The organism is Caulobacter sp. LjRoot300 (assembly GCF_964253875.1).
In the GTDB taxonomy this organism is placed as follows: Bacteria; Pseudomonadota; Alphaproteobacteria; order Caulobacterales; family Caulobacteraceae; genus Caulobacter.
In genome coordinates, this window is the sequence record NZ_CAXUSA020000001.1 from 231,386 (window position 1) to 250,767 (window position 19,382).

The window sequence follows — 19,382 nt, forward strand, 5'->3', positions numbered from 1 at the left end:
CCGAGGCGGCCCGCATCGACGAAGCCGGCCCAAGAGCCGGCTCGTCACGGAGGACGCATTGGGGAGCTTGATGGTCAGAACCTTCATCGTTCGCGGCGCGGCGGCGACCCTGATCGCGGCCACCACCGGCGCCTGGGTCGCCGCAGCCGCGGCCCAGGCGCCGGTGGTCCTGCACGTCTCCCCCAAGGGCGACGACCGCAATCGGGGCAGCGCCGACCGCCCCGTCCGCAGCCTGACCCGCGCCCAGGCCCTGGTCAGGGCCAGCAATCTCAAGGCCGACGTTACGGTCGAGATCGCCGCCGGCGAGTATCGGCTGGACCATCCCCTGGTCTTCACCGCCGCCGACGGCGGTCAGGGCGGCCATCGGGTGATCTGGCGCGGCGGCGCCGGGACCCGTCCCCTGATCTCCGGCGGCTTCGAGGTGACGGGCTTCCAGCTGTTCGACGCGAAACTGCGCCTCTATGTCGCCGACATCCCCAAGGGGCTGGACACCCGTCAGGTCTGGGTCGACGACACCCTGGCCGAACGTCCCTGGCTGGAGATCAAGCCCTCGGACGTCCGGTTCAACGCCACCGGCTTCGAAATCGTCAATCCGGACCTGGCCTTCCTGTCGACCCTGGAGCATCCGGACCGGCTGGAATTGGAGGCGACCGGCTTCTTCACCGACCGCGTCTCGCCCGTGGCCTCGATCGACGACGGCCGAGTGACGATGCGCCAGCCCGCCTGGGACAACAACACCTGGGGTTACGACACCCTGTCCCAGCCGATCTTCCCCGAGGATTCGCGCCTGTTCCTGGTCAACGCCCCGGAGCTGATCGGCAAGACCAATGACTGGCACGCCAAGTCCTATCAGTGGTTCGTCGATCCCGACGCCGGCAAGCTCTACCTGCGCATCGCCGAGGACGACGACATCGCCAGGCTGCGCGTCACGGTCCCCGCCCTGCCCGCCCTGGCCTCGATCAGCGGCACGCCGCAGGCGCCGGTGCGCAACCTGACCTTCCAGGGCCTGCGCTTCTCGTACACCTCGTGGATGGGGCCGTCGGAGCCGACCGGCTACGCCAACCAGCAGAGCGGGGCCTTCCTGAAGGACTCCTCGCCGATCCGCCCCGCCGACGCCTGGGCCAAGTGCGGCTGGGGCTGTCCCGAGTTCGAATCCATGCGCCAGAAGTGGAGCCAGATCCCCGCCGCGGTCCAGGTGGCGGCGGCGCGGGACATCGTCTTCGAGGACAACCAGTTCTCGCAGCTGGGCCAGGTCGCCTTGGGCGTCGGCAACGACCCCAACGCCAACCTCAGCGGCGCGGGCCTGGCCACGCGCGGCGTTCGCGTCAGGCGCAACCTGTTCGCCGTCCTGTCGGGCGGAGCGATCATGGCCGGCGGCGTGCGCGAGGACGCCCACCACCCATCCACTCCGGACCTGGTCAATGCCGACCTGGAGATCGCCGACAACACTGTCGCCACCGTCAGCCAGGACTACAAGGACAACGCCGCCATCCTGACCACCTATGTCGACGGCGCGCGCATCCTGCACAACGAGATCTCGGACGCGCCCTATGACGGCGTCGCGGTCGGCTGGGGCTGGGGCTACAACGACGCCGGCGGCAATCCGAACTACGACGAGAACCAGAAGGGCTACCTGCACAACACCCGCTACGCGACGCCGACGACGCTGCGGAAAACCCTGGTCGAGGGCAATCGGATCCACGGGGTGAAGACGTGGTACATGGACGGCGGGGCCATCTACAACCTATCGGCCAATCCCGGCGCGGTGATCCGCGGCAACCACGTCTTCGACATCGGCGACCGGATCGGCGTCTATCTTGACGAGGGCTCCAAGCACTTCCGGGTGACCGGCAACGTGATCGACACCCGGGGCAAGTGGCTGAACGTCAACACCGCCGGCAAGATGTACCGACGCCGGATCTCGACCGACAATGTGGCGACCGGCAACTGGCATAACTCGCCGCGCACCGGCGGTCGCTGGCTGGCCGAGAGCGGCAACATCGCGGAGGGCAACATGCTGGTTCCCACCCGCGACTGGCCGGCCCAGGCCCGCGCCGTCATCGACAAGGCCGGGCCTCGTCCCGCATCTGAGGCAAGCCAATGACGATCTCCCGCCGTGGACTGATGAAGGGCGCGGGCCTGGCCGGCGTCGTGGCTTCGACGCCGACGCTCGCGGCCCAGGCCCTGCAATCGGCGGGCCTGGAGGTCGTCGACCTGAAGGCCGGCTCGATGACCGCGCCGCTGGGCGTCGACGACCAGGCCGTGCGGCTGTCCTGGCGTCTGGTCAGCCCCGATCCCGACGTCCGCCAGACCCGCTACGAGGTCCAGGCCGCCAGCACGCGCGCCCTGCTCGAGGCGGGAACGCCCGACCTGTGGCACGCCGGCGAGGTGCTGACCGACCAGAGTATGGACATCTCCTGGCTGGGCAGCCCGCTGAAGTCGCGCCAGATCGTCTGGTGGCGCGTCCTGGTGCGCGACAACAAGGGCCGCCGCGCCGCCAGCGCCGTCGCCAGCTTCGAGACCGGCCTGCTGGAGCCGGCCGACTGGCGCGCCAAGTGGATCGCCGCCGAGACCGAGCTGGCCCGCGCCGACCGCCAGGCCGGCCTGCTCTGGATGCGCGGCGACCGCCCGGCCGACCGCTCCGCCCGCGCTTTCCGCCTGGCCTTCGACCTGCCGGCGGCTGCGTCCGTGACCCTGTTCTCGATCGCTAACGAAAAATCCGAGCTCTGGCTGGACGGCCGGCCCGTCCAGCGGCCGCCGCACTCGCCCATCGCCTACGGCGTCGCGCCGATCGCCGAGACGCGCCACGACTTGGCCGCCGGCCGCCACGTGATCGCGATGCGGGTCAAGGATCCCTCGGGGTTCAACGAGCCCAAGCTGCACGAGATCGCCACCGCCGTGATGGTCCGCGCCGACCTGGCCGGCGGCAAGGTGCTGCGGATCACCTCGCGCGGCATGAAGACGGCCCTGCACGCGCCCGACGGCTGGACGGCTCTCGACTTCGACGACGCCCGCTGGGTCCCGGCCGAAGTCTCGAAGACCCAGACCCAGGCCTGGCCGGGCCACGGCGCCTTCCTGCTGCGCAAGGCCTTCGCGGTCGACCGCCCCGTGGCCCGCGCCCGCCTCTACGCCACGGCCCTGGGCGCCTACGAGGCCCAGATCAACGGCCGGCGGGTCGGCGACGCCCTGCTGACACCGGAAAGCACCGACTTCCGCAAGACCGCGCTCTATCGCGCCTATGACGTCACCGACCTGCTGGTTGCCGGCGACAACGCGATCGGCGCGATGGTCGGCGACGGCTGGTACGGCAGCTACGTCGCCCCGGCCGGCCGCTATGCGTTCGACGACGCGCCCCTGCGCTTCCTGGGGCAGCTGGAGATCACCTATGCCGACGGGACGCGCGAGACGATCGTCAGCGACGAGTCCTGGCGCCTGGCCCCGGCTCCGGTGACCCGCGGCGAAATCTACTATGGCGAAGACTACGACGCCCGGCTGGAGCAGGCCGGCTGGTCGACGGCGGGCTTCGACGCCGCCGCCTGGCGCGCGGTCGACATCGCCCCCACCCCGCCCTGCGTCCTGAAGGCCCAGATCAGTCCGCCGATCCGCCGGATCGAGACACTGCGCGCGGTGTCGGTGACGGCGGTTGGCTCGCGCCATGTCTTCGACTTCGGCCAGAACTTCGCCGGCTGGGCCCGGCTGAAGGTGTGCGGCCGCGCGGGCCAGGTGGTGACCCTGCGCTTCGCCGAGGTGCTGGCCGCCGACGGCCGGGCCGACCAGTCCAACCTGCGCGCCGCCCGGGCGGCCCTGGTCTACACCCTGAAGGGCGATCCGGCTGGCGAGACCTACGAGCCGCGCTTCACCTATTTCGGCTTCCGCTATGTCGAGGTCGAGGGTCTGGCCGAGGCCCTGGGTCGAGCGCCGACGGCCGACGACGTCGGAGGCGTCGTCGTCTCCTCGAACCTGGCCGAGACCGGCCACCTGCGCATCGCCAATCCGGTGATCCAGCAGCTGTGGCGCAACAGCCTGTGGAGCCAGAGGTCCAACTTCTTCGGCCTGCCCACCGACTGCCCCCAGCGCGACGAGCGCCTGGGCTGGACCGGCGACGCCAACGTCTTCTGGGACGCCGCGGCCTTCAACATGGACGTGGCGGCCTTCACCGAGCGGTTCGGCCGCGATATCCGCGACGCCCAGGGACCGCGCGGCGAATTCCCCGACTATGCGCCGGCCGGTTGGGCGGACCTGGGCCTGGGCGCCTCGCCCGGCTGGGCCGACGCCGGCGTGATCCTGCCCTGGACGGTGTGGAAGCGCTACAACGACACCGCGATCGTCGACCAGAACTGGGCGGCGATGACCCGCTACCTGGATTTCATCGCCAGGAACAATCCGGACCGGATCTGGCGCAAGGAACGCGGCTACGACTTCGGCGACTGGGTGGCCCTGGACGCCAAGAGCCCCGGCGACGAGACCACGCCCAAGGCCCTGATCGGCACCGCCATGTGGAAACGGTCGGTGGAGGCGATGGCCGAGATGGCGACGGGTTCCGGCCGCCGGCCCGACGCGGTCCGCTACCGCGATCTGGCCGCCCGCATCACCGCGGCCTTCCAGCACGAATTCATCCGGCCCGACGGCTCGATGGGCAACGGCTCGCAGGCTGGCTACATCCTGGCCCTGCGCTTCGGACTGGTTCCCGAGCCCCTGCGCGCCGCCGCCACCGCTCACCTGGTCGCCGACATCCGCCGGCGCGGCACGCTGCTGTCGACCGGCTTCCTGGGCACGCCGTTCAGCCTCGACGCTCTGGCCGACAACGACCAGCAGGCCCTGGTCTACGACCTGCTGCTGCGAACCGAGTTCCCGTCCTGGGGCTACATGATCCGCAAGAACGCCACCACCATCTGGGAGCGGTGGAACGGCGACGTCGGCGACGTGTCAATGAATTCGTACAACCACTACGCCCTGGGCGCGGTGACCGGCTTCATCTTCCGCCGCGTGGCCGGGATCGAGCCGATCCGGCCGGGCTTCCTGTCGTTCCGCTTCGATCCGGTGCTGGACCCGCGCGTGCCCCGGGGCGGCGGCGACTATGACAGCGTGCTGGGCCGGATCAGCACTGATTGGGCCTTGAAGCCGGACGGCGGTTTCGAGCTACATCTGGTGGCCCCCGCCAACAGCCGGGCGGAGGTCCACATCCCCGCCCGCGCCCCCGAGGCCGTGCGCGTCAACGGCGTCGCCGCCAGCCAGGCGCCGGGTGTGACGGTCAAGGGCATGGAGCGTGGCCGACTGGTGCTGGAGATCGGCTCGGGCGACCACCGCTTCGAGGCGCGCGGTCAGGCCTAGCGAGACCGCGACGCTTGGCCTGTAAGATCCTCCCCCTCTGGGGGAGGTGGCCCAGAGGGCCGGAGGGGGCAGCGCGGCACTGGCCCCGATCGCAGCAAGCTTGCTTGCACCAGCGCCGCCCCCGTCAGTCGCTTCGCGACAGCTCCCCCAGAGGGGGAGCATCAAAAGTCCACGCCATCTACGGCTTGGTCCCGTACGTCCACCGCACGCTGTCCGTCAGCGTCTTGCCGCCCACCTCGACCTCCGCCTCCACCAGGTTCTCGCCCTCCGCCAGGTCGATCTCCCACAGCGCGACATGGTCCTGGACCGGCACGGTGGTCCAGTCGCCGCCATTCAGGCGCAGCCGCACCGACGGCTGATTGGAATAGGCCTTCACCTTCACGTGCTTCGTCCGCTTGACGAGGTCGCGGCGGCTGGCGAGGTGCAGCATCGGAACCTCGGACCAGTTGGCCTGGTACCAGTAGTAGGCGTCCTTGCGCGTCAGCCGGTCTTCAGTGACCAGGCCCTTGTCGTTGATCGCCGGCCGGTCGCCCTCGTTGCGCTTGAACGACGGGAAGTCGAAACCGACCCAGATGAAGGTCGACCACAGGAACGGCCGCTGGCGCAGTTCGCGCCAGTGGGTCTCGTGGAAGGCCGTCTGCCATTGCTCGGGATGCCAGTAGCCGTCGGCCACGGGGCGGCGCAGCACGGGGTCCTCCTGGTGCAGGATGCTGGCCCCGGCCCCGTATTCGCTGACCCCGATCGGCCGCTTCGGCAGCCGGGCGTGCAGGTCGTCGGCCCAGGGGCCGATGTCCCTGGCCTCGGTCCAGTACCAGCCGAAATAGCGGTTGTAGGACACCGTATCGCTGTGCTGGGCGATCGGGTCGTCGTCCTTCAGACAGCAATGGGCGTAGGTCGTGGGTCGCGTCGGATCCATGGCCTTGGCCGTCGATTGCAGCGCCGCCAGCAGCCGGTTGGCCGGCTCGCCCGAGGTTCGCAGCTCGTTGCCGATGCCCCACAGGGCCACGGACGGATGATTGACGTTCTGGGCGATCAGCTCGCGCATCTGCTGGACCAGGTTGTCGCGGAACGCGTCGGACGGATCCAGGTCGTCGATCAGCGGCACTTCCGTCGTCAAAAGGATGCCCAGCCGGTCGGCCTGGTCATAGACCCGCTGCGGATGCTGCATGTGGGCCAGCCGCAGGGCCGTGACGCCCATCTCGGCCATGATCCGCATGTCCTCGTCGATCTCGGCGTCGCTGACGACCGGACCCTTGCCGAAGCGGGTCGGCAGCTGGATGTTCGCGCCGTACAGGGCGTAAGGCTTGCCGTTCAGCAGGAACCGTCCCTTCCCGTCCAGGCTCACCGTGCGCACGCCCAGCGGGACCTCGGCGGTGTCGACCAGGTTGCCCTGGACCCGCACCTCGGTGCGAAGGCGGTAGAGGTAGGGCGAGCGCCGCCCCTCCCACAGCCGGGGCTTCTTCAGGACCAGGGTCTGTTCGATCGGCCGCGTCTGGCCGGCGGCGACGCTGGCGGCGCCCTTGGCCTCGCCCGCCACCGCGCCGTCCGCGTCGAGGATCCGAGTCACCACCTGGACGCTCGCCGCCGCTCCGCGATCGTTGCGGACCAGGACCTTGACCCCGATCGTCGCCCGATCAGCCGCCAGGGCCTGGGTGCGGGCATAGACGCCCGGGCCACCCCAGTCGACCAGGTCGACATGGACATCCGAGGTCTCGACCAGCTTGACCGCGCGATAGAGGCCGCCGAACACGTTGAAGTCGCCGTTCAGCGGCGCGAACCGGGTGTTGCGCGCATTGTCAACCCGGACCGCCAGCAGGTTCCGGCCTGGTTCGAGCGCCGACGTGACGTCATAGCGGAAGGCGGCGTAACCGCCTTCGTGCGCGCCCACCCGTCGCCCGTTCAGGAAGACCTCGGCCTTCAGCGCCGCGCCGTCGAACTGCAGGAAGTAGCGCCGCCCGGCGCGCGGCGCGTGGTCCAGCGATAGCCGATACCAGGCCGGGCCTCGGTAATAGACGCCTTCCGGCTCACCCCGCGCCTTGGCCCCGCCGATGCCGGAGTCGGCGGCGTTGTAGGTGTGCGGCGTCGACACCGTGGCCCAGCCGGAATCGTCGAACGCCGGGACTTCGGCGCCGGGTGCGTCGGCGCGGACGAAGCGCCAGCCGTCGCGCAGCGGTGTCACCTCGGCGGCCTGGGCCGCGCCGAACGCCCAGACGGCCAGGCCAAGCGCCAGGCAGGCTCGCAGCAGCCGAAACGGTCGGGCTTTCATGGCGTCTCTCCGTCCTTTCCGAGGCGTCACGTGGGTCAGGCCAGGCGCTGAATGTCGCGGGCGTGGACGTCGCGACTGCGCGCCGTGCGGAGCGCCGCGCCGGGGGAGAGGCTGGAGCGCACGCCGTCGATCGCCGCGCCCTGCACGTCGTCCAGCACGATGGCGGGCCGGGCGTCGGGCCTTTCCACCGAAAAGCTGACGTCGCGGATGCTGATGTTGCGGGCGTGGCGCACCCACAGACCGTGGGCCGGGAACGCGCCCATGAAGCTGGGCTCCAGCGACGACTGAGGCCGCTCCTCGATGTCCCGCGCGGCGTCCTCCCGCGAGCCGCCGCCGGCCGAGCGCACCTGGATGTCCGAGAAGCTGACATCCTCGATGATCCCGCCAGGCAGCCCAACCACGCCGCTGGCGTAGGGCCCCGGCGCGCCCGAGACGTTGATGTTGGAGAAGCTCACCCGCCGCACCTGGGACGGGCCATTGCCTTGCGGCGCGCGGTTGCGCCCCGACAGGCGCACGAAGATCGGATGGTTGACCGGATTGCGCAGCAGGATGTTGGAGAAGGTCACGTCCTCCAGCACCCCGCCGTCGATCGCGCCCAGTTGCAGGCCTCGGGTGTTCTCGCAGATGCAGTCCGACACCAGGATGTTGCGGAAGCCGGCGACGGAATCTGTGCCCAGCTTGATCCGGCCCAGCACGCCGATGTCGTCCACCGACCTGTAGGGCGAGGGCTGGTAGGTCCCGTCGACCACCGTGCCCAGCAGGTAGCCGCTGGTCTTGCAGCCGATCACGCTGACGTCCTCGCAGAAGCGCGGCGCCTTCAGGGCCATGCTGCTCTTCAGGACGATGGCGTCGTCCTTGGGGGCGTTGACCAGGCAGTTGGTGACCTTCACGTCGCGGCAGGCGTCGATGTCGATGCCGTCGCGGTCGGTGTCGACGGTCAGGCCGTCGATCCGCACATTGGTCGAGCCCAGCACGTAGCAGGCGAAGTGGCCACCCTGCAGGATGGTGAAGTCGCGCAGCAGGACGTTGCGGCAGCCGGTCAGGCCGATGGCCTTGTTGCCCCGGCCCTCATAGGCCATCTCGCGCGGGATCGCCCGGCGGGCGGCGTCGGGGGTCAGCCCCTGCTCGGCCGGCGACGTCCAGCCGGCCATGCCATGCCAGCGCGGCGTGGGCCCTTCGCGATCCAGGCCCAGGCCGTGGATCAGGCCCTTGCCGATGATGGCGACGTCGTTGACCCCGTCGCCGTAGATCAGGCTGTTGTGGAAATGGCTGACGCCGTAATCCTGATACTGCTCGTCGTAGACGTTCTCGGGCAGGTCGTAGCGGCCGGCGTGCTTGCGAGGATCGGCCGCTTCGATCACCGAGCCGTTCATCAGCACCAGAGTGACGAAGCTCTTCAGCCGGATCGAGAAGCACAGGTAGTGGCCGGCGCGGATCACCACCGTGCCGCCTCCCGCCGCCGAGGCGGCCTCGATGGCGCGATTGACGGCCCCTGAGTCGATGGCGATCCCGTCGCCCACCGCCCCGTAGTCGCGCACGTCGTGGAAGCCCGTCAGCGACCCCGTGGCCCGCACTAGCGACGGGCTGGCGGCCATGGCCGCGCCCAGGCCCAGGGTTACGAAGCGGCGGCTGAACTCGGCCTTCTCGCTGATCGCGCTCCGCACCATGCGCCCTGCTCCCGCTTCTTCGAACGGCGCACATGTTGTATGACGTATTACCTTATATCAACCCCTTGGGCGACGAGATCTCAAGCGACCCGGTCGAGCGGCGGCTTGCCGTCGAAGAAGCGGTCCAGGTTGTCGGCCGCGCGCAGGCCCATGGCGGTGCGGGTCTCCAGGGTGGCGCTGCCCAGGTGCGGCAGCAGCACGGTGTTGGGCGCGGCCAGCAGAACCGGACTGACCTCCGGCTCGCCCTGGTAGACGTCCAGACCCGCGCCGGCGATCGTCCCGTCGACCAGGGCCTGGGCCAGGTCGGCCTCGGCCACCACCGAGCCGCGCGCCGTGTTGATCAGGATCGCCGTCGGCTTCATCCGCGCCAGCAGGGCCGCGTCGACCAGGTGACGGGTCTCGGGACCGCCCGGGGTGTGCAGCGACAGCACGTCGGCCGCCGCCGCCAGGCTCTCCAGCGTCTCGTGATAGGTCGCGCCGTCCTCGTCGTCCGCGCGTCGGCGGCTGTGATAGGCGATCTCCATGCCCAGGGCGGCCCGCGCCCGCCGGGCGGTGGCCCGGGCGATGCGGCCGTAGCCGACCAGGCCCAGGGTCTTGCCCGCCAGGGACTGGCCCAACATGTGGACGGGCCGCCAGCCGGTCCATCGGCCGGCCCGCAGCTCCCGTTCGCCCTCGCCGGCCCGGCGGCTGGTCATCAGCATCAGCAGCACCGCCAGTTCGGCGGTGGCGTCGGTCAGCACGTCGGGCGTGTTGGTCACCACCACCCCGGCCGCCCTGGCCGCCGCCAGGTCGATGTGCTCGTAGCCCGCGCCGTAATTGGCGATGATCCTGACCCGCGCGTCGGGCGCGGCCAGGACCTCGGCCGTGACGCGATCCGAGACCGTCGGACACAAGGCGTCGTAGGCGGCCATCGCCGCGCGCAACTGCTCGACGCCCAGCGGCGAGTCGGCCTCGTTCAGCGTCACGTCATAGCGCTGGCGCAGCCGGGCCTCGACGACTTCAGGCCAGCGGCGGCTGATCAGGATCCTGGGCTTCATGTCCTCTCCGCATCGGTGGTCGGCGACGCCGAACGCCTTTCGTAGCCATCCTGGGCCGGCGCGAACAGGTGGTTGCGGTCAGCGCCGACGGAACACGGGCGCGCGTTTCTCGGCGAAGGCCGCCCGTCCCTCGGTCGCGTCCTGGGTGGCGAAGCAGATGGTCTGCAGGTCGCGCTCGTACTCGACCGCCTTTTCATAGGGCATGGCGTGGGCCGCCTTGAGGTTCAGCTTGGCGGTCTCGGCGGCGATCGGCGCGCGCGAGGCGATCACCTCGGCGATCGCCCGGGCCCGGGCCAGCAGCTCGCCGGGCGCCACCACCTCGCTGACCAGGCCCCATTGCCGGGAGGTCTCGGCGTCGACCGCGTCGCCGGTCAGGATCATCAGGGCGGCGTTCGAGGCGCCGATCGAATGGACCAGGCCGGCCGCCATGCCGCCGCCGCCGATCCAGCCCAGCTTGATCTCTGGGGCGGCGAACCGGGCGTTGGTCGAGGCGATGCGGATGTCGCAGCTCATCGCCGTCTCCAGCCCGCCGCCCAGGGCGTAGCCGTTGACCGCCGCGATCGTCGGCTTGCGGCACAGGCGCACGGCGTCGCAATAGTCGCCCCGGTTCCGGAAGTCCCAGGGCGTCTCGTACTGGTCCAGGGTCGAGATGTCCGACCCGGCGCAGAAGGCCTTCTCCCCCGCCCCGATGATCACCACGCAGCGGATGGTGTCGGAAGCGTCGACCTCCGCGATCGCCGCCTCGACAGCCTTGGCCATGGCCGGGGTCACGGCGTTCAGCTTATGCGGCCGGTTCAGGGTGATGACGGCGACGTGGCCCGTCACCTCGAACAGAAGCTCGTCGTCCTGGCTCATCGCCTGCTCCTCAAATCTCAGCGCCGGCTGGGCAGTGGCGCACGAACAGCGCCTGCAGGTCATCCAGCACCCGATCCGCGCCGTCGCCGGCGTCGAGACCGGCGCGGATGCGACGCGACGCCGCCGTCTGGAAGGCGATGGCGCCGTCGTGCCGGGGCCTGAGGCTGGCGCCGTCCAGGGTGGCGTAGGTGTTGGCGTAGAAGTCGCCCCATCGCACGTTGACGGCCGGGTCGCGCCAGGCGCTGCTCAGGGCGGGCTGCCCCGCGTGCTCGGGGATAAAGCCGCGCTGCGTCGCGTCGGCCATCAGCCAGCGCAGATGGTCCAGCAGTTGTGGGGTCACCACGCAACGCCGCGACACCCCGATCCCGGTCCCGCCAAGGATCGAGCCCACGGGCCCGTCCGGGGTCACGCGCGGCGCGTCCGCGAAGCCCAGGGCGCCGTCGGGGGCGTAGTTCACGTAGCCGTAGACCAGAGGGCAGAGGGCCACATCGTCATGGGCGCTCATGTGCTCCAGCAAGCCGATCGGGTTCAGCGGCCGCAAGGCTGGCGGGCTGTGCGCCGCCAGCCGCGACAGCAGGTTCCAGGCGGCGCGGCCGGCGGTGGGCTCCATGAAGGTTTCGCCGTCCGCCGCTGGCGGCGCGCCATGGGCGGCGCAGATCGCCTGGAAGGTCAGGGCCGCGTGCGGGCCCGACAGCGACAACGCCACGCCGCCGGTCTGAGACAGCCGCACGACCTCGTCCCATAGGGTCGGCGGCGCGTCGAGCCGGTCCTTGCGCCAGGTCATGACCTGGGTCGCGGCGTCCAGCGGCAAGGCCCAGTGGCGACCGGCATAGCGGTAGCTGTCCAGGCAGCGCCCCATGACCGCGGCTCGCCAGGCGGCGATCTCCCCGGGATCGAACAGGTCCTCCAGCGGGACCAGGCAGTCGGCGGCCAAGGCCTCGCCGACGTGCGGATGGTCCAGGACCACCAGGTCGTACAGGGCGCACTGCTCGCCGATCGGCCGTTCCTCGAAGCCTTCCAGCGAATGACGGTCCCAGGTCAGGGCCAGGCCGTCCCGGTCCGGATCCAGCCGCGCGGCGGCGGCCTCCAGCGCCCGGTATCCTCGCGGGTGATCCCAGGTCAGGCCGCGATAGAAGGGCGCGGTCACGCGGCGCGCACCACGCCCGAGCGGATCAGGGCGTCGATCTGGTCCGGATCGCGGCCGGTCTCGGCCAGGATCTCGCGCGTGTGCTCCCCGACCAGCGGCGCGCCGCGTTCGATGGTCGAGGGCGTCTTGGAGAAGCGGATCGGGAAACCCGGCGCCTTCACCCGGCCCTCGGTCGGATGGTCGTATTCGACGAAGGTGCCGTTGTGCTGGATCTGCGGATCCTCGACGAGGTCGGCATAGCCGTAGACCGGGCCGCACCAGATGTCGTTGTCGCGGAACAGGGCCAGCCACTCAGCGCTGTCGCGATGGACCAGCCGCTGGCGAACGCACGCATAGATCCTGTCGCGATGGGTCCAGCTGTCGGTCTCGTCATCCAGGTCGGCGAAGAACGGCTCGTCGATCAGTCGGCCCAAGGTCTTCAGAGAGGCCATGGCGATCGAGATGTAGCCGTCGCGGGTCTGGAACACGCCGTAGGGCGCGCGGATATAGCTGTGGGCGTGGGGCTCGGCCGAGCGGGTCTGGGGCTTGCCGCCGATGGTGAAGACCGACAGCTCCTGCATCTGGATGGTGGCGATGGCGTCCAGCATGTTGACCTGCACCAGCTGGCCCTCGCCGGTCCGCTCGCGATGGAACAGGGCCGCCAGCGCGCCCTCGAAGGCGGTGTAGGCGGTGATCGCGTCGACCAGATATTGGCCGGCCGGCTGGGGCGGCTGGTCGGCCGCCCCCGACGACATCATCGCCCCCGACATGGCCTGCAGCAGCAGGTCTTGCCCCGGATAGTTCCGGTACGGACCATCCTCGCCATAGCCCGACATCGACACGTAGATCAGCCGCGGATTGATCTTCGACAGGGTCTCGTAGTCGACGCCCAGCCGCTGGGCGACGCCGGGCCGGTAGTTCTGCAGGAAGACATCGGCGGTCTTGACCATCTCCAGCAGCAGGGCCTTGCCCTCGGCCGTCTTCAGGTCGACGGCCAGGGAGCGCTTATTGCGGTTCAACGACAGGAACGAGACGTTGATCTGGTTGCCGCGCGCCCCGCCGGCCGCGACGTGGCGCTGCCACTCGCCGGTGGTCGGCTCGACCTTGATCACGTCGGCGCCCATGTCGCCCAGGCGCTGGGCGGCGAACGGGCCGGCCATGGCGATCGAACAGTCGAGGACGCGGATTCCGCTGAGAATACCCATTTCAGAACAAACCTTTGACTGGTTCAGCTCATCACCCAGCCGCCGTTCACGTGCAGCGTCTGGCCGGTGATGAAGCCCGCCTCGTCGGCGGCGAAGAATGCGATGGCGTGGGCGATGTCGCCGACGTGGCCCCGGCGCTTGACGGCCTGGCGGTCGAGCACGTGGCGGGCGTAGCCGTCCGGATCGGGATGGATCTTCTCGGCGTCGGTCGGGAAGGCGCCGGGGGCGATGGCGTTGACGGTGATCCCGTAGGGACCGAACTCGCGCGCCCAGGCGCGGGTCAGGCCGACCAGCGCGCCCTTCGAGGCGACGTACGGCGACAGGTTGGCCCACCCGCCCGACAGGGTGATGCTGGAGATGTTGATGATCCGGCCAAAGCCCCGCTCGCGCATGGCCGGCAGGGCCGCCTGAACGGCGACGATCGCTGCGTCGACATTGACCCGCTGGACGGCCTGGTGGTCCTCGATCGAATAGTCTTCGAACGGGCGCGACGGATAGATGGCGGCGTTGTTGATCACCACGTCGAAGGCGCCGACCCGGCCCAACAGGTCGTCCAGCACGGCCCGGAAGCCCGCGAGGTCGGAAAGGTCGGCGGTCGAGAGGACCAGGCGTCCCAGCCCCACCTTGGCCGCCCCGACCCTGGCGGCCTCGGCCTCCAGCGCCGCGACCTTGGTCGGGTCATTGTCGACGGCCACGACGGTGGCGCCGCGCGCCATCAGCTGCAGGGTCGTCTGCAGCCCCAGCCCGCCCGCCGCGCCCGTATAGAGGACGACCCGGCCCTCAAGGTCCCGAAGAGCCGCCATCTCAACGCCCTTCAATGACCGGATAGACGCCCGAGGGGACGGGATAGTCCTCGGCCGGCTGCCGGGCCACGGCCTCGATCCGGCCGATCGCCTGGGCCACCGCGTCCGCGTCGGGCAGGATGCGGAAGACGCTGTCGTAGCGACGCTCCTCGCCGTGCTCCAGCTGGATCAGTTCGCCGCGGTCGCGGGCGAAGTCCTTGCCCAGCACGTGGTTGGTCGAGGGCTCGATTCCCAGGGCGTAATGGCCGGCGTGCAGGTTCTGCCACTCGTACAGGGCCGGGAACTGCGACTTCAGGATCTGGACCTCGAAGCCGAAGCCGATCGCCTCGTTGACCAGGGCGACATTGACCCGCCCGTCGGCGTTCGGCGCCATGTCGTGCTGCCAGACCTGTTCGTGGAAATTGCGGATCGGAGCCGGCAAGGTCCGGTAGCCGACGCCTTGCTTGCGGTAGTCGTCACCAGCGTGGGATGCCCACACCACGTCGCGGATTGGCGCCACGTAGCGCGACCCCTCGTCCAGGACCGGATAGCCGACATTGATGTGGTAGCAGTACATGTGCGGCGTCTTGTAGAAGCCGTGATTGACCACGCGGTCGTGCAGGCGGATCTCGTCGGTCCCGACGCTCGCCTCGATCCGCCGGACCAGGTGCAGGTCCTCGCCGAACACCGTCGACTGCTGCACCACGCCCTCGGCCCACAGCACGCAGTCGTCGCCGTCCCAGCGTTCGCCATAGCCGGTCAGCCGCGCCGGGATCGTGCCGATCCGCCCGTGCAGCGACGAACTGACCGTCTTGCGGGGGCCATAGACGTAGTGGTCGGCCGGGTCGTCGTGCATGAACAGCACGTGGTCCAGGCCGCAGGTGACCATCAGGCCCGAGAACGACCGGAACCAGGACAGGCCGCCCTCCCCCTCGTACTCGTGCAGCGCGGGATTGCGGAAGCCGGACGGCGAATGCCAGCCGACCGCGCGGCCGTTGTGCTCGCACTCGGCGATGTCCATCGCCCGGTCGACCAGCACCGTGAAGCGCAGGCCCGAGCCGGTGCGGAACTCCAGCTGCCGCACGCCGCGCTCGACGCCGTCGCCCAGGGTCGACAGGCGCACGCCGGCGAACTGCGACAGGGCGCCGGTGCGCTCGGCCAGGGCGCGGCGGCTCAACGTCCGTCCATACAGCTGGGTCACCTCTTGCCTCCCCGCACCCGGCCCAATAAGGTAATACGTATGATGTTTATAGAGCCCGTCGGGCTCTCGTCAACGCCCTTGTCGAGGCCGCCATGAACGGGACGACGCGCCGCTGCTTCGCGGTCGATCTGCACGACGACGCCGACCGGATCGCCCGTTACCGCGCCTGGCACAGGGCGGGAGGACCGCCCGTCGCGGTGACGGCCGCGATCCGCGCCGACGACGTGCGCGAGCTCGATATCTGGCTCGTCGGCGACCGGATGTTCATGATCCTGGAGCAGGGAGACGGCCATGACGCGCAGGTCAAGGCGGCGCGCGACGCCGCCGATCCCGACGTGCGGGCCTGGGACGCGCTGATGCGGACTTTCCAAAAGCCGCTGCCGTTCGCTCCCGACCGGACCTGGGTAGAGATGGAGAGGATCTACGCCCTGTCCGAGCAGCCTGGCTCGAATGGCGAGGCGTCACAAGCTGATCAGGACGGCGCGCCTGCGTCGCCCTGACCACGTCGGCGGGTATTGGAGAACCTCGACGACGCTGAACGCGGCCCGCCGTCGGCCTATCGCGTCGCCCAGCCCCGGCCGAGTTCGGCCAGCGGCACGCAGCCGTGATAGGCGCCGGGGACGGGATCGTACCGCAACGCCACCGTCGCGCCCGGCTCGGAGGTGAAGTAACCCACCGTCACCAGGTCCTCCAGCAGCGGGAAGAAGTGGGGCTCGCCCGCCACCTGGCCCTGAGCGGCCGCGGCCTCGCGGTCGTAGCCGGCCAGGAGTTCGACCTGCTGTTGCGGCGTCAGGGCCACGAACACGTCGCCATGGGCGGCTCGGGCGTCGGCGTCCATGCGCGCCAGCCCGGCCCGAAGGCGCTCGGCCTGGGCCTTGTTGTAGTAGTCGGCCAGCGCCCGATCGACGAACTGCGGCACGCCGGCTTCGCGCGCGCCCGGCGTGTCGGTCTTGGGGATGATCAGTTCGGCGACCACGTCGACCAGCCTGGCCTCGTCCGGGGTGAGGGCCGTGGGGGTCCAGGCCAGGGCCGTCGTCGCCGCCACGGCCCGTCCGGCGAGCCCCGTCGCCGCGACCCCGAAGGTGAAGGTCAGGCCACGTATCGCGGCGCGTCGGCTCAGCAGCATCACAGATCTCCCCGCTTGCGCGCCTTGACCGCATGGTCGGCGGCCCGGGCGGTCAGCGCCATGTAGGTCAGGGACGGGTTGACGCACGACGCCGAGGTCATCGCCGCCCCGTCGGTGACATAGACGTTCTTGCACTCGTGGACCTGGTTGTTGGCGTTGAGCACCGAGGTCTTCGGGTCCCGGCCCATGCGGGCGGTGCCCATCTCGTGAATGCCCAGCCCCGGCGCGTAGCCGCCGTCGCGGCCCTCGACGTTCTTGAAGCCGGCCGCCTCCAGCATCTCTGCGGCGGCGGTCTGCATGTCGCGGCGCATGGCCAGCTCGTTCTCGCGGATCGTGACGTTCATCGACAGGGTCGGCAGGCCGAACTCGTCGGTCTTGTCGCGGTTCAGGGTGATCCGGTTGTCCTCGTAGGGCAGGATTTCGCCGAAGCCGCCCAATCCGATGGTCCACGGCCCCGGCTGGCTGAGCGCGGCCTTGCGCGCCGCCCCGAAGCCCCGCGGACCGGAGGGGTCCTGTCCAGGTCGGGTCAGGTCGCGATCCCATCCCGGCCGCGACGCGCCGCCCTGGTAGCCGAAGCCGCGCAGGTAGTCGCTCCGCTTGGTGGCCGCGTCGCCCAGGTTGCGGAAGCGCGGCACATAGATCCCGTTCGGCCGGCGGCCCGAATAGTACATGTCGGCGAACTCGGGCGCCTCGCCGCTGGCCCCGACCCCCAGGTGGTGGTCCATGACGTTGCGGCCCAGCTGGTCGCTGCCGTTGCCGAAGCCGTTCGGGAACCGCGAGCTGGTCGAGTTCATCATGATCCACGCCGAGTTGAAGGCCGAGGCGCACAGGAACACGACGTCGGCGTAGAACTCCTCCTCCTGGCGCGTCGGCGCGTCGAGGATGCGCACCCCGGTCGCCTTGCCGGCCTTCTCGTCATAGATCAGCGAGGTGACGATCGAGCCGGGGCGGATGACCAGGTTGCCGGTACGCTCTGCCGCCACCAATCCTCCGGAATTGGAGCTGTAGTAGCCGCCGAACGGGCAGCCGCGGATGCACATGTTGCGGTACTGGCACTTGGTCCGGCCCAGCGCGAGCTGTTCCTCGGTCGGGTCGGTCAGGTGCGCGGTCCGGCCCATGGTGATCCGCCGTTCGGGGAACCGCGCCTCGGACTTGGCCTTGAAGGCCTTCTCGACGCAGTTCATCTCCATCGGCGGCTGGTACTGGCCGTCCGGCAGGTGCGGCAGGCCCTCGGCCTGGCCCGAGACGCCGATGAAGCGCTCGACATGGTCGTACCAGGGCGCGAGCTCCTCGTAGCGGATCGGCCAGTCGACGCCGATTCCCTCGCGGGCGTTGGCCTCGAAGTCGATCGGGCTGTGGCGATAGCTCTGGCGGCCCCAGGTCAGCGACCGCCCGCCGACGTGATAGCCGCGGATCCAGTCGTAGCGGCTTTCCTCGGTATAGGGGTTCTGGTCGTCGCGGACGAAGAAGTGCTTGGTGTACTCCGTCATGGTGTAGCCGGTGCGGCGCTGCACGGCGTAGTGGGCGGCCAGCTCGTCCGACGGCAGCTGCCCTTGCGGGTACTTCGTCTGCCAGGGGTCCAGGGTGGCGGTCGGATAGTCCTCCAGGTGGCGGACCATCGGCCCGCGCTCCAGCACCAGGGTCTTGAGACCCTTCTGGGTCAGCTCCTTGGCCGCCCAGCCGCCGGTGATACCGCTGCCCACGACAATGGCGTCGTAGGTGTTCTCCTGGCGTGCGCGACCGTTGAGATTGGCCATGTTTGCTCCCCGCTTGGCGCGCCTGACGGAATCACGTCCGCTGCCCCGCAGCTCGACGCGCCGCCTTCGGCGAACCCTTGATTGTTGCCTGGAGGCTTCCATGAAATGGGTTACATTGCAAGAAAGGTCGCGGTTTCATGCGAAAACCGCCGAACCCGTGGGAGGAAGAAGAAGGCCATGATGACATCGAGCCAGTTCGTTCGGAAGCGCCGCGAGTCGGCGCCGGGTCTCGCCATGGGGGCGCTGCTCGGCTGCCTGGCGCTCTGCGGCGGCGCCCAGGCCAGCGCCCAGGAGGTCAAGGCCGGACCGTGGCGTCCGCTGTTCGACGGGCGGACCCTGGACGGCTGGACCCCGAAGGTCGCCAAGCATCCGTTGGGCGAGAACTACCACCAGACCTTCGTCGTCGACCATGGCGTGATCCGCGTCTCCTACGCCGGCTACGACAAGCTGGACGGGCAGTTCGGCCACCTGTTCTACAAGACGCCGTTCAAGGCCTATCGCCTGCGCCTGACCTACCGCTTCCTCACGGACGGCGGCCTGCCGGACACGCCCGCCTGGGCGCGTAGCAACAGCGGGATCATGTTCGACAGCCAGAGTCCGGAGAGCATGACCGTCGAGCAGCCCTTCCCGGTCTCGATCGAGTTCCAGCTGCTGGGCAAGGAGGGCGACGCGCCCCGGCCCACCGGCGCGGTCTGCACGCCCGGAACCAACATCACCTTCGACGGCGTCACGGCCAAGGATCACTGCACGCCGCCGACCAACGCCCCGACGGTCCCCAACGGAACCTGGGTCAAGGCGGAGCTGGAAGTGCTGCCCAACGGCGAGATCTCCCAGAAGATCAACGGCGTGGTCGTTCATCACTATGCGGACGTCACCCTGGACCCCGACGACACGGTCGCAGGCGGGGCCAAGCCCTACATCCTCGCCCGGGGCGCCCAGCGGCTGACCGAGGGCTACATCGCCCTGCAGAGCGAGGGCCACCCGATCGAGTTCAAGGACATCGAGATCCAGGAACTGACGGCGCCCTGA

The 19,382-nt window shown here is 69.9% G+C and carries 14 protein-coding genes; 4 read left to right on the forward strand and 10 right to left on the reverse strand.

Going from position 1 to position 19,382, the window contains the following annotated elements:
• Positions 1 to 70: 70 nt before the first annotated feature.
• Positions 71 to 2,104, forward strand: a complete 2,034-nt coding sequence (locus ACSQ2G_RS01155; RefSeq protein WP_436027586.1) for a right-handed parallel beta-helix repeat-containing protein — start codon at positions 71 to 73, stop codon at positions 2,102 to 2,104.
• On the forward strand, positions 2,101 to 5,331 hold the full coding sequence (locus tag ACSQ2G_RS01160) for a family 78 glycoside hydrolase catalytic domain (RefSeq protein WP_436027588.1): 3,231 nt from the start codon (positions 2,101 to 2,103) through the stop codon (positions 5,329 to 5,331). The genes ACSQ2G_RS01155 and ACSQ2G_RS01160 overlap by 4 nt, the downstream gene beginning before the upstream one ends.
• Before the next feature lie 178 nt (positions 5,332 to 5,509).
• Here ACSQ2G_RS01160 and ACSQ2G_RS01165 read toward each other — a convergent pair whose 3' ends face one another.
• The 8 genes from ACSQ2G_RS01165 to ACSQ2G_RS01200 all read right to left on the reverse strand — a co-directional run bounded on the left by ACSQ2G_RS01165 (position 5,510) and on the right by ACSQ2G_RS01200 (position 15,470).
• Positions 5,510 to 7,597 carry a glycoside hydrolase family 2 protein gene (locus ACSQ2G_RS01165; protein ID WP_436027590.1) on the reverse strand — a complete coding sequence of 696 codons (2,088 nt, stop codon included), beginning with the start codon at positions 7,595 to 7,597 and terminating at the stop codon, positions 5,510 to 5,512.
• Positions 7,598 to 7,632: 35 nt separating this feature from the next.
• Entirely contained in the window at positions 7,633 to 9,264 is a 1,632-nt protein-coding gene (locus ACSQ2G_RS01170) for a rhamnogalacturonidase (protein ID WP_436027592.1), read from the reverse strand.
• A gap of 80 nt (positions 9,265 to 9,344) precedes the next feature.
• Positions 9,345 to 10,301, reverse strand: coding sequence for a 2-hydroxyacid dehydrogenase (locus tag ACSQ2G_RS01175; protein ID WP_436027594.1), 957 nt, complete (start codon positions 10,299 to 10,301; stop codon positions 9,345 to 9,347).
• Between the two features lie 78 nt (positions 10,302 to 10,379).
• Positions 10,380 to 11,156, reverse strand: a complete 777-nt coding sequence (locus ACSQ2G_RS01180) for an enoyl-CoA hydratase/isomerase family protein (protein WP_436027596.1) — start codon at positions 11,154 to 11,156, stop codon at positions 10,380 to 10,382.
• Between the two features lie 10 nt (positions 11,157 to 11,166).
• A complete protein-coding gene (locus ACSQ2G_RS01185) occupies positions 11,167 to 12,303 on the reverse strand; it encodes an extracellular solute-binding protein (RefSeq protein WP_436027598.1) in 1,137 nt (378 codons plus the stop codon).
• Complete coding sequence (locus ACSQ2G_RS01190; protein ID WP_436027600.1) at positions 12,300 to 13,487, reverse strand: CaiB/BaiF CoA transferase family protein; 1,188 nt, start codon at positions 13,485 to 13,487, stop codon at positions 12,300 to 12,302. Before ACSQ2G_RS01190 ends, ACSQ2G_RS01185 begins: the two co-directional genes overlap by 4 nt.
• 23 nt (positions 13,488 to 13,510) lie before the next feature.
• Complete coding sequence (locus ACSQ2G_RS01195; RefSeq protein WP_436027602.1) at positions 13,511 to 14,290, reverse strand: SDR family NAD(P)-dependent oxidoreductase; 780 nt, start codon at positions 14,288 to 14,290, stop codon at positions 13,511 to 13,513.
• A gap of 1 nt (position 14,291) precedes the next feature.
• On the reverse strand, positions 14,292 to 15,470 hold the full coding sequence (locus ACSQ2G_RS01200; RefSeq protein ID WP_436027604.1) for an aldose 1-epimerase family protein: 1,179 nt from the start codon (positions 15,468 to 15,470) through the stop codon (positions 14,292 to 14,294).
• A 92-nt stretch (positions 15,471 to 15,562) separates the two neighbouring features.
• On the opposite strand from ACSQ2G_RS01200, the gene ACSQ2G_RS01205 reads away from it, so the two are divergent.
• A complete protein-coding gene (locus ACSQ2G_RS01205) occupies positions 15,563 to 15,970 on the forward strand; it encodes an L-rhamnose mutarotase (RefSeq protein WP_436027606.1) in 408 nt (135 codons plus the stop codon).
• 56 nt (positions 15,971 to 16,026) lie between these two features.
• Here ACSQ2G_RS01205 and ACSQ2G_RS01210 read toward each other — a convergent pair whose 3' ends face one another.
• Positions 16,027 to 16,593, reverse strand: coding sequence for a gluconate 2-dehydrogenase subunit 3 family protein (locus tag ACSQ2G_RS01210; protein ID WP_436028898.1), 567 nt, complete (start codon positions 16,591 to 16,593; stop codon positions 16,027 to 16,029).
• A 2-nt stretch (positions 16,594 to 16,595) separates the two neighbouring features.
• Positions 16,596 to 18,353, reverse strand: a complete 1,758-nt coding sequence (locus ACSQ2G_RS01215; RefSeq protein ID WP_436027608.1) for a GMC oxidoreductase — start codon at positions 18,351 to 18,353, stop codon at positions 16,596 to 16,598.
• A 177-nt stretch (positions 18,354 to 18,530) separates the two neighbouring features.
• Here ACSQ2G_RS01215 and ACSQ2G_RS01220 point away from each other — a divergent pair, with 177 nt between their 5' ends.
• Complete coding sequence (locus tag ACSQ2G_RS01220; protein WP_436027610.1) at positions 18,531 to 19,382, forward strand: 3-keto-disaccharide hydrolase; 852 nt, start codon at positions 18,531 to 18,533, stop codon at positions 19,380 to 19,382.

Coding starts and splice junctions, on each gene's coding strand:
- ACSQ2G_RS01190 (WP_436027600.1), bottom strand. CDS start 13,487: ATGGGTATTCTCAGCGGAATCCGCGTCCTCGACTGTTCGATCGCCATG.
- ACSQ2G_RS01220 (WP_436027610.1), top strand. CDS start 18,531: ATGATGACATCGAGCCAGTTCGTTCGGAAGCGCCGCGAGTCGGCGCCG.
- ACSQ2G_RS01160 (WP_436027588.1), top strand. CDS start 2,101: ATGACGATCTCCCGCCGTGGACTGATGAAGGGCGCGGGCCTGGCCGGC.
- ACSQ2G_RS01215 (WP_436027608.1), bottom strand. CDS start 18,353: ATGGCCAATCTCAACGGTCGCGCACGCCAGGAGAACACCTACGACGCC.
- ACSQ2G_RS01205 (WP_436027606.1), top strand. CDS start 15,563: ATGAACGGGACGACGCGCCGCTGCTTCGCGGTCGATCTGCACGACGAC.
- ACSQ2G_RS01155 (WP_436027586.1), top strand. CDS start 71: ATGGTCAGAACCTTCATCGTTCGCGGCGCGGCGGCGACCCTGATCGCG.
- ACSQ2G_RS01175 (WP_436027594.1), bottom strand. CDS start 10,301: ATGAAGCCCAGGATCCTGATCAGCCGCCGCTGGCCTGAAGTCGTCGAG.
- ACSQ2G_RS01170 (WP_436027592.1), bottom strand. CDS start 9,264: ATGGTGCGGAGCGCGATCAGCGAGAAGGCCGAGTTCAGCCGCCGCTTC.
- ACSQ2G_RS01180 (WP_436027596.1), bottom strand. CDS start 11,156: ATGAGCCAGGACGACGAGCTTCTGTTCGAGGTGACGGGCCACGTCGCC.
- ACSQ2G_RS01195 (WP_436027602.1), bottom strand. CDS start 14,290: ATGGCGGCTCTTCGGGACCTTGAGGGCCGGGTCGTCCTCTATACGGGC.
- ACSQ2G_RS01165 (WP_436027590.1), bottom strand. CDS start 7,597: ATGAAAGCCCGACCGTTTCGGCTGCTGCGAGCCTGCCTGGCGCTTGGC.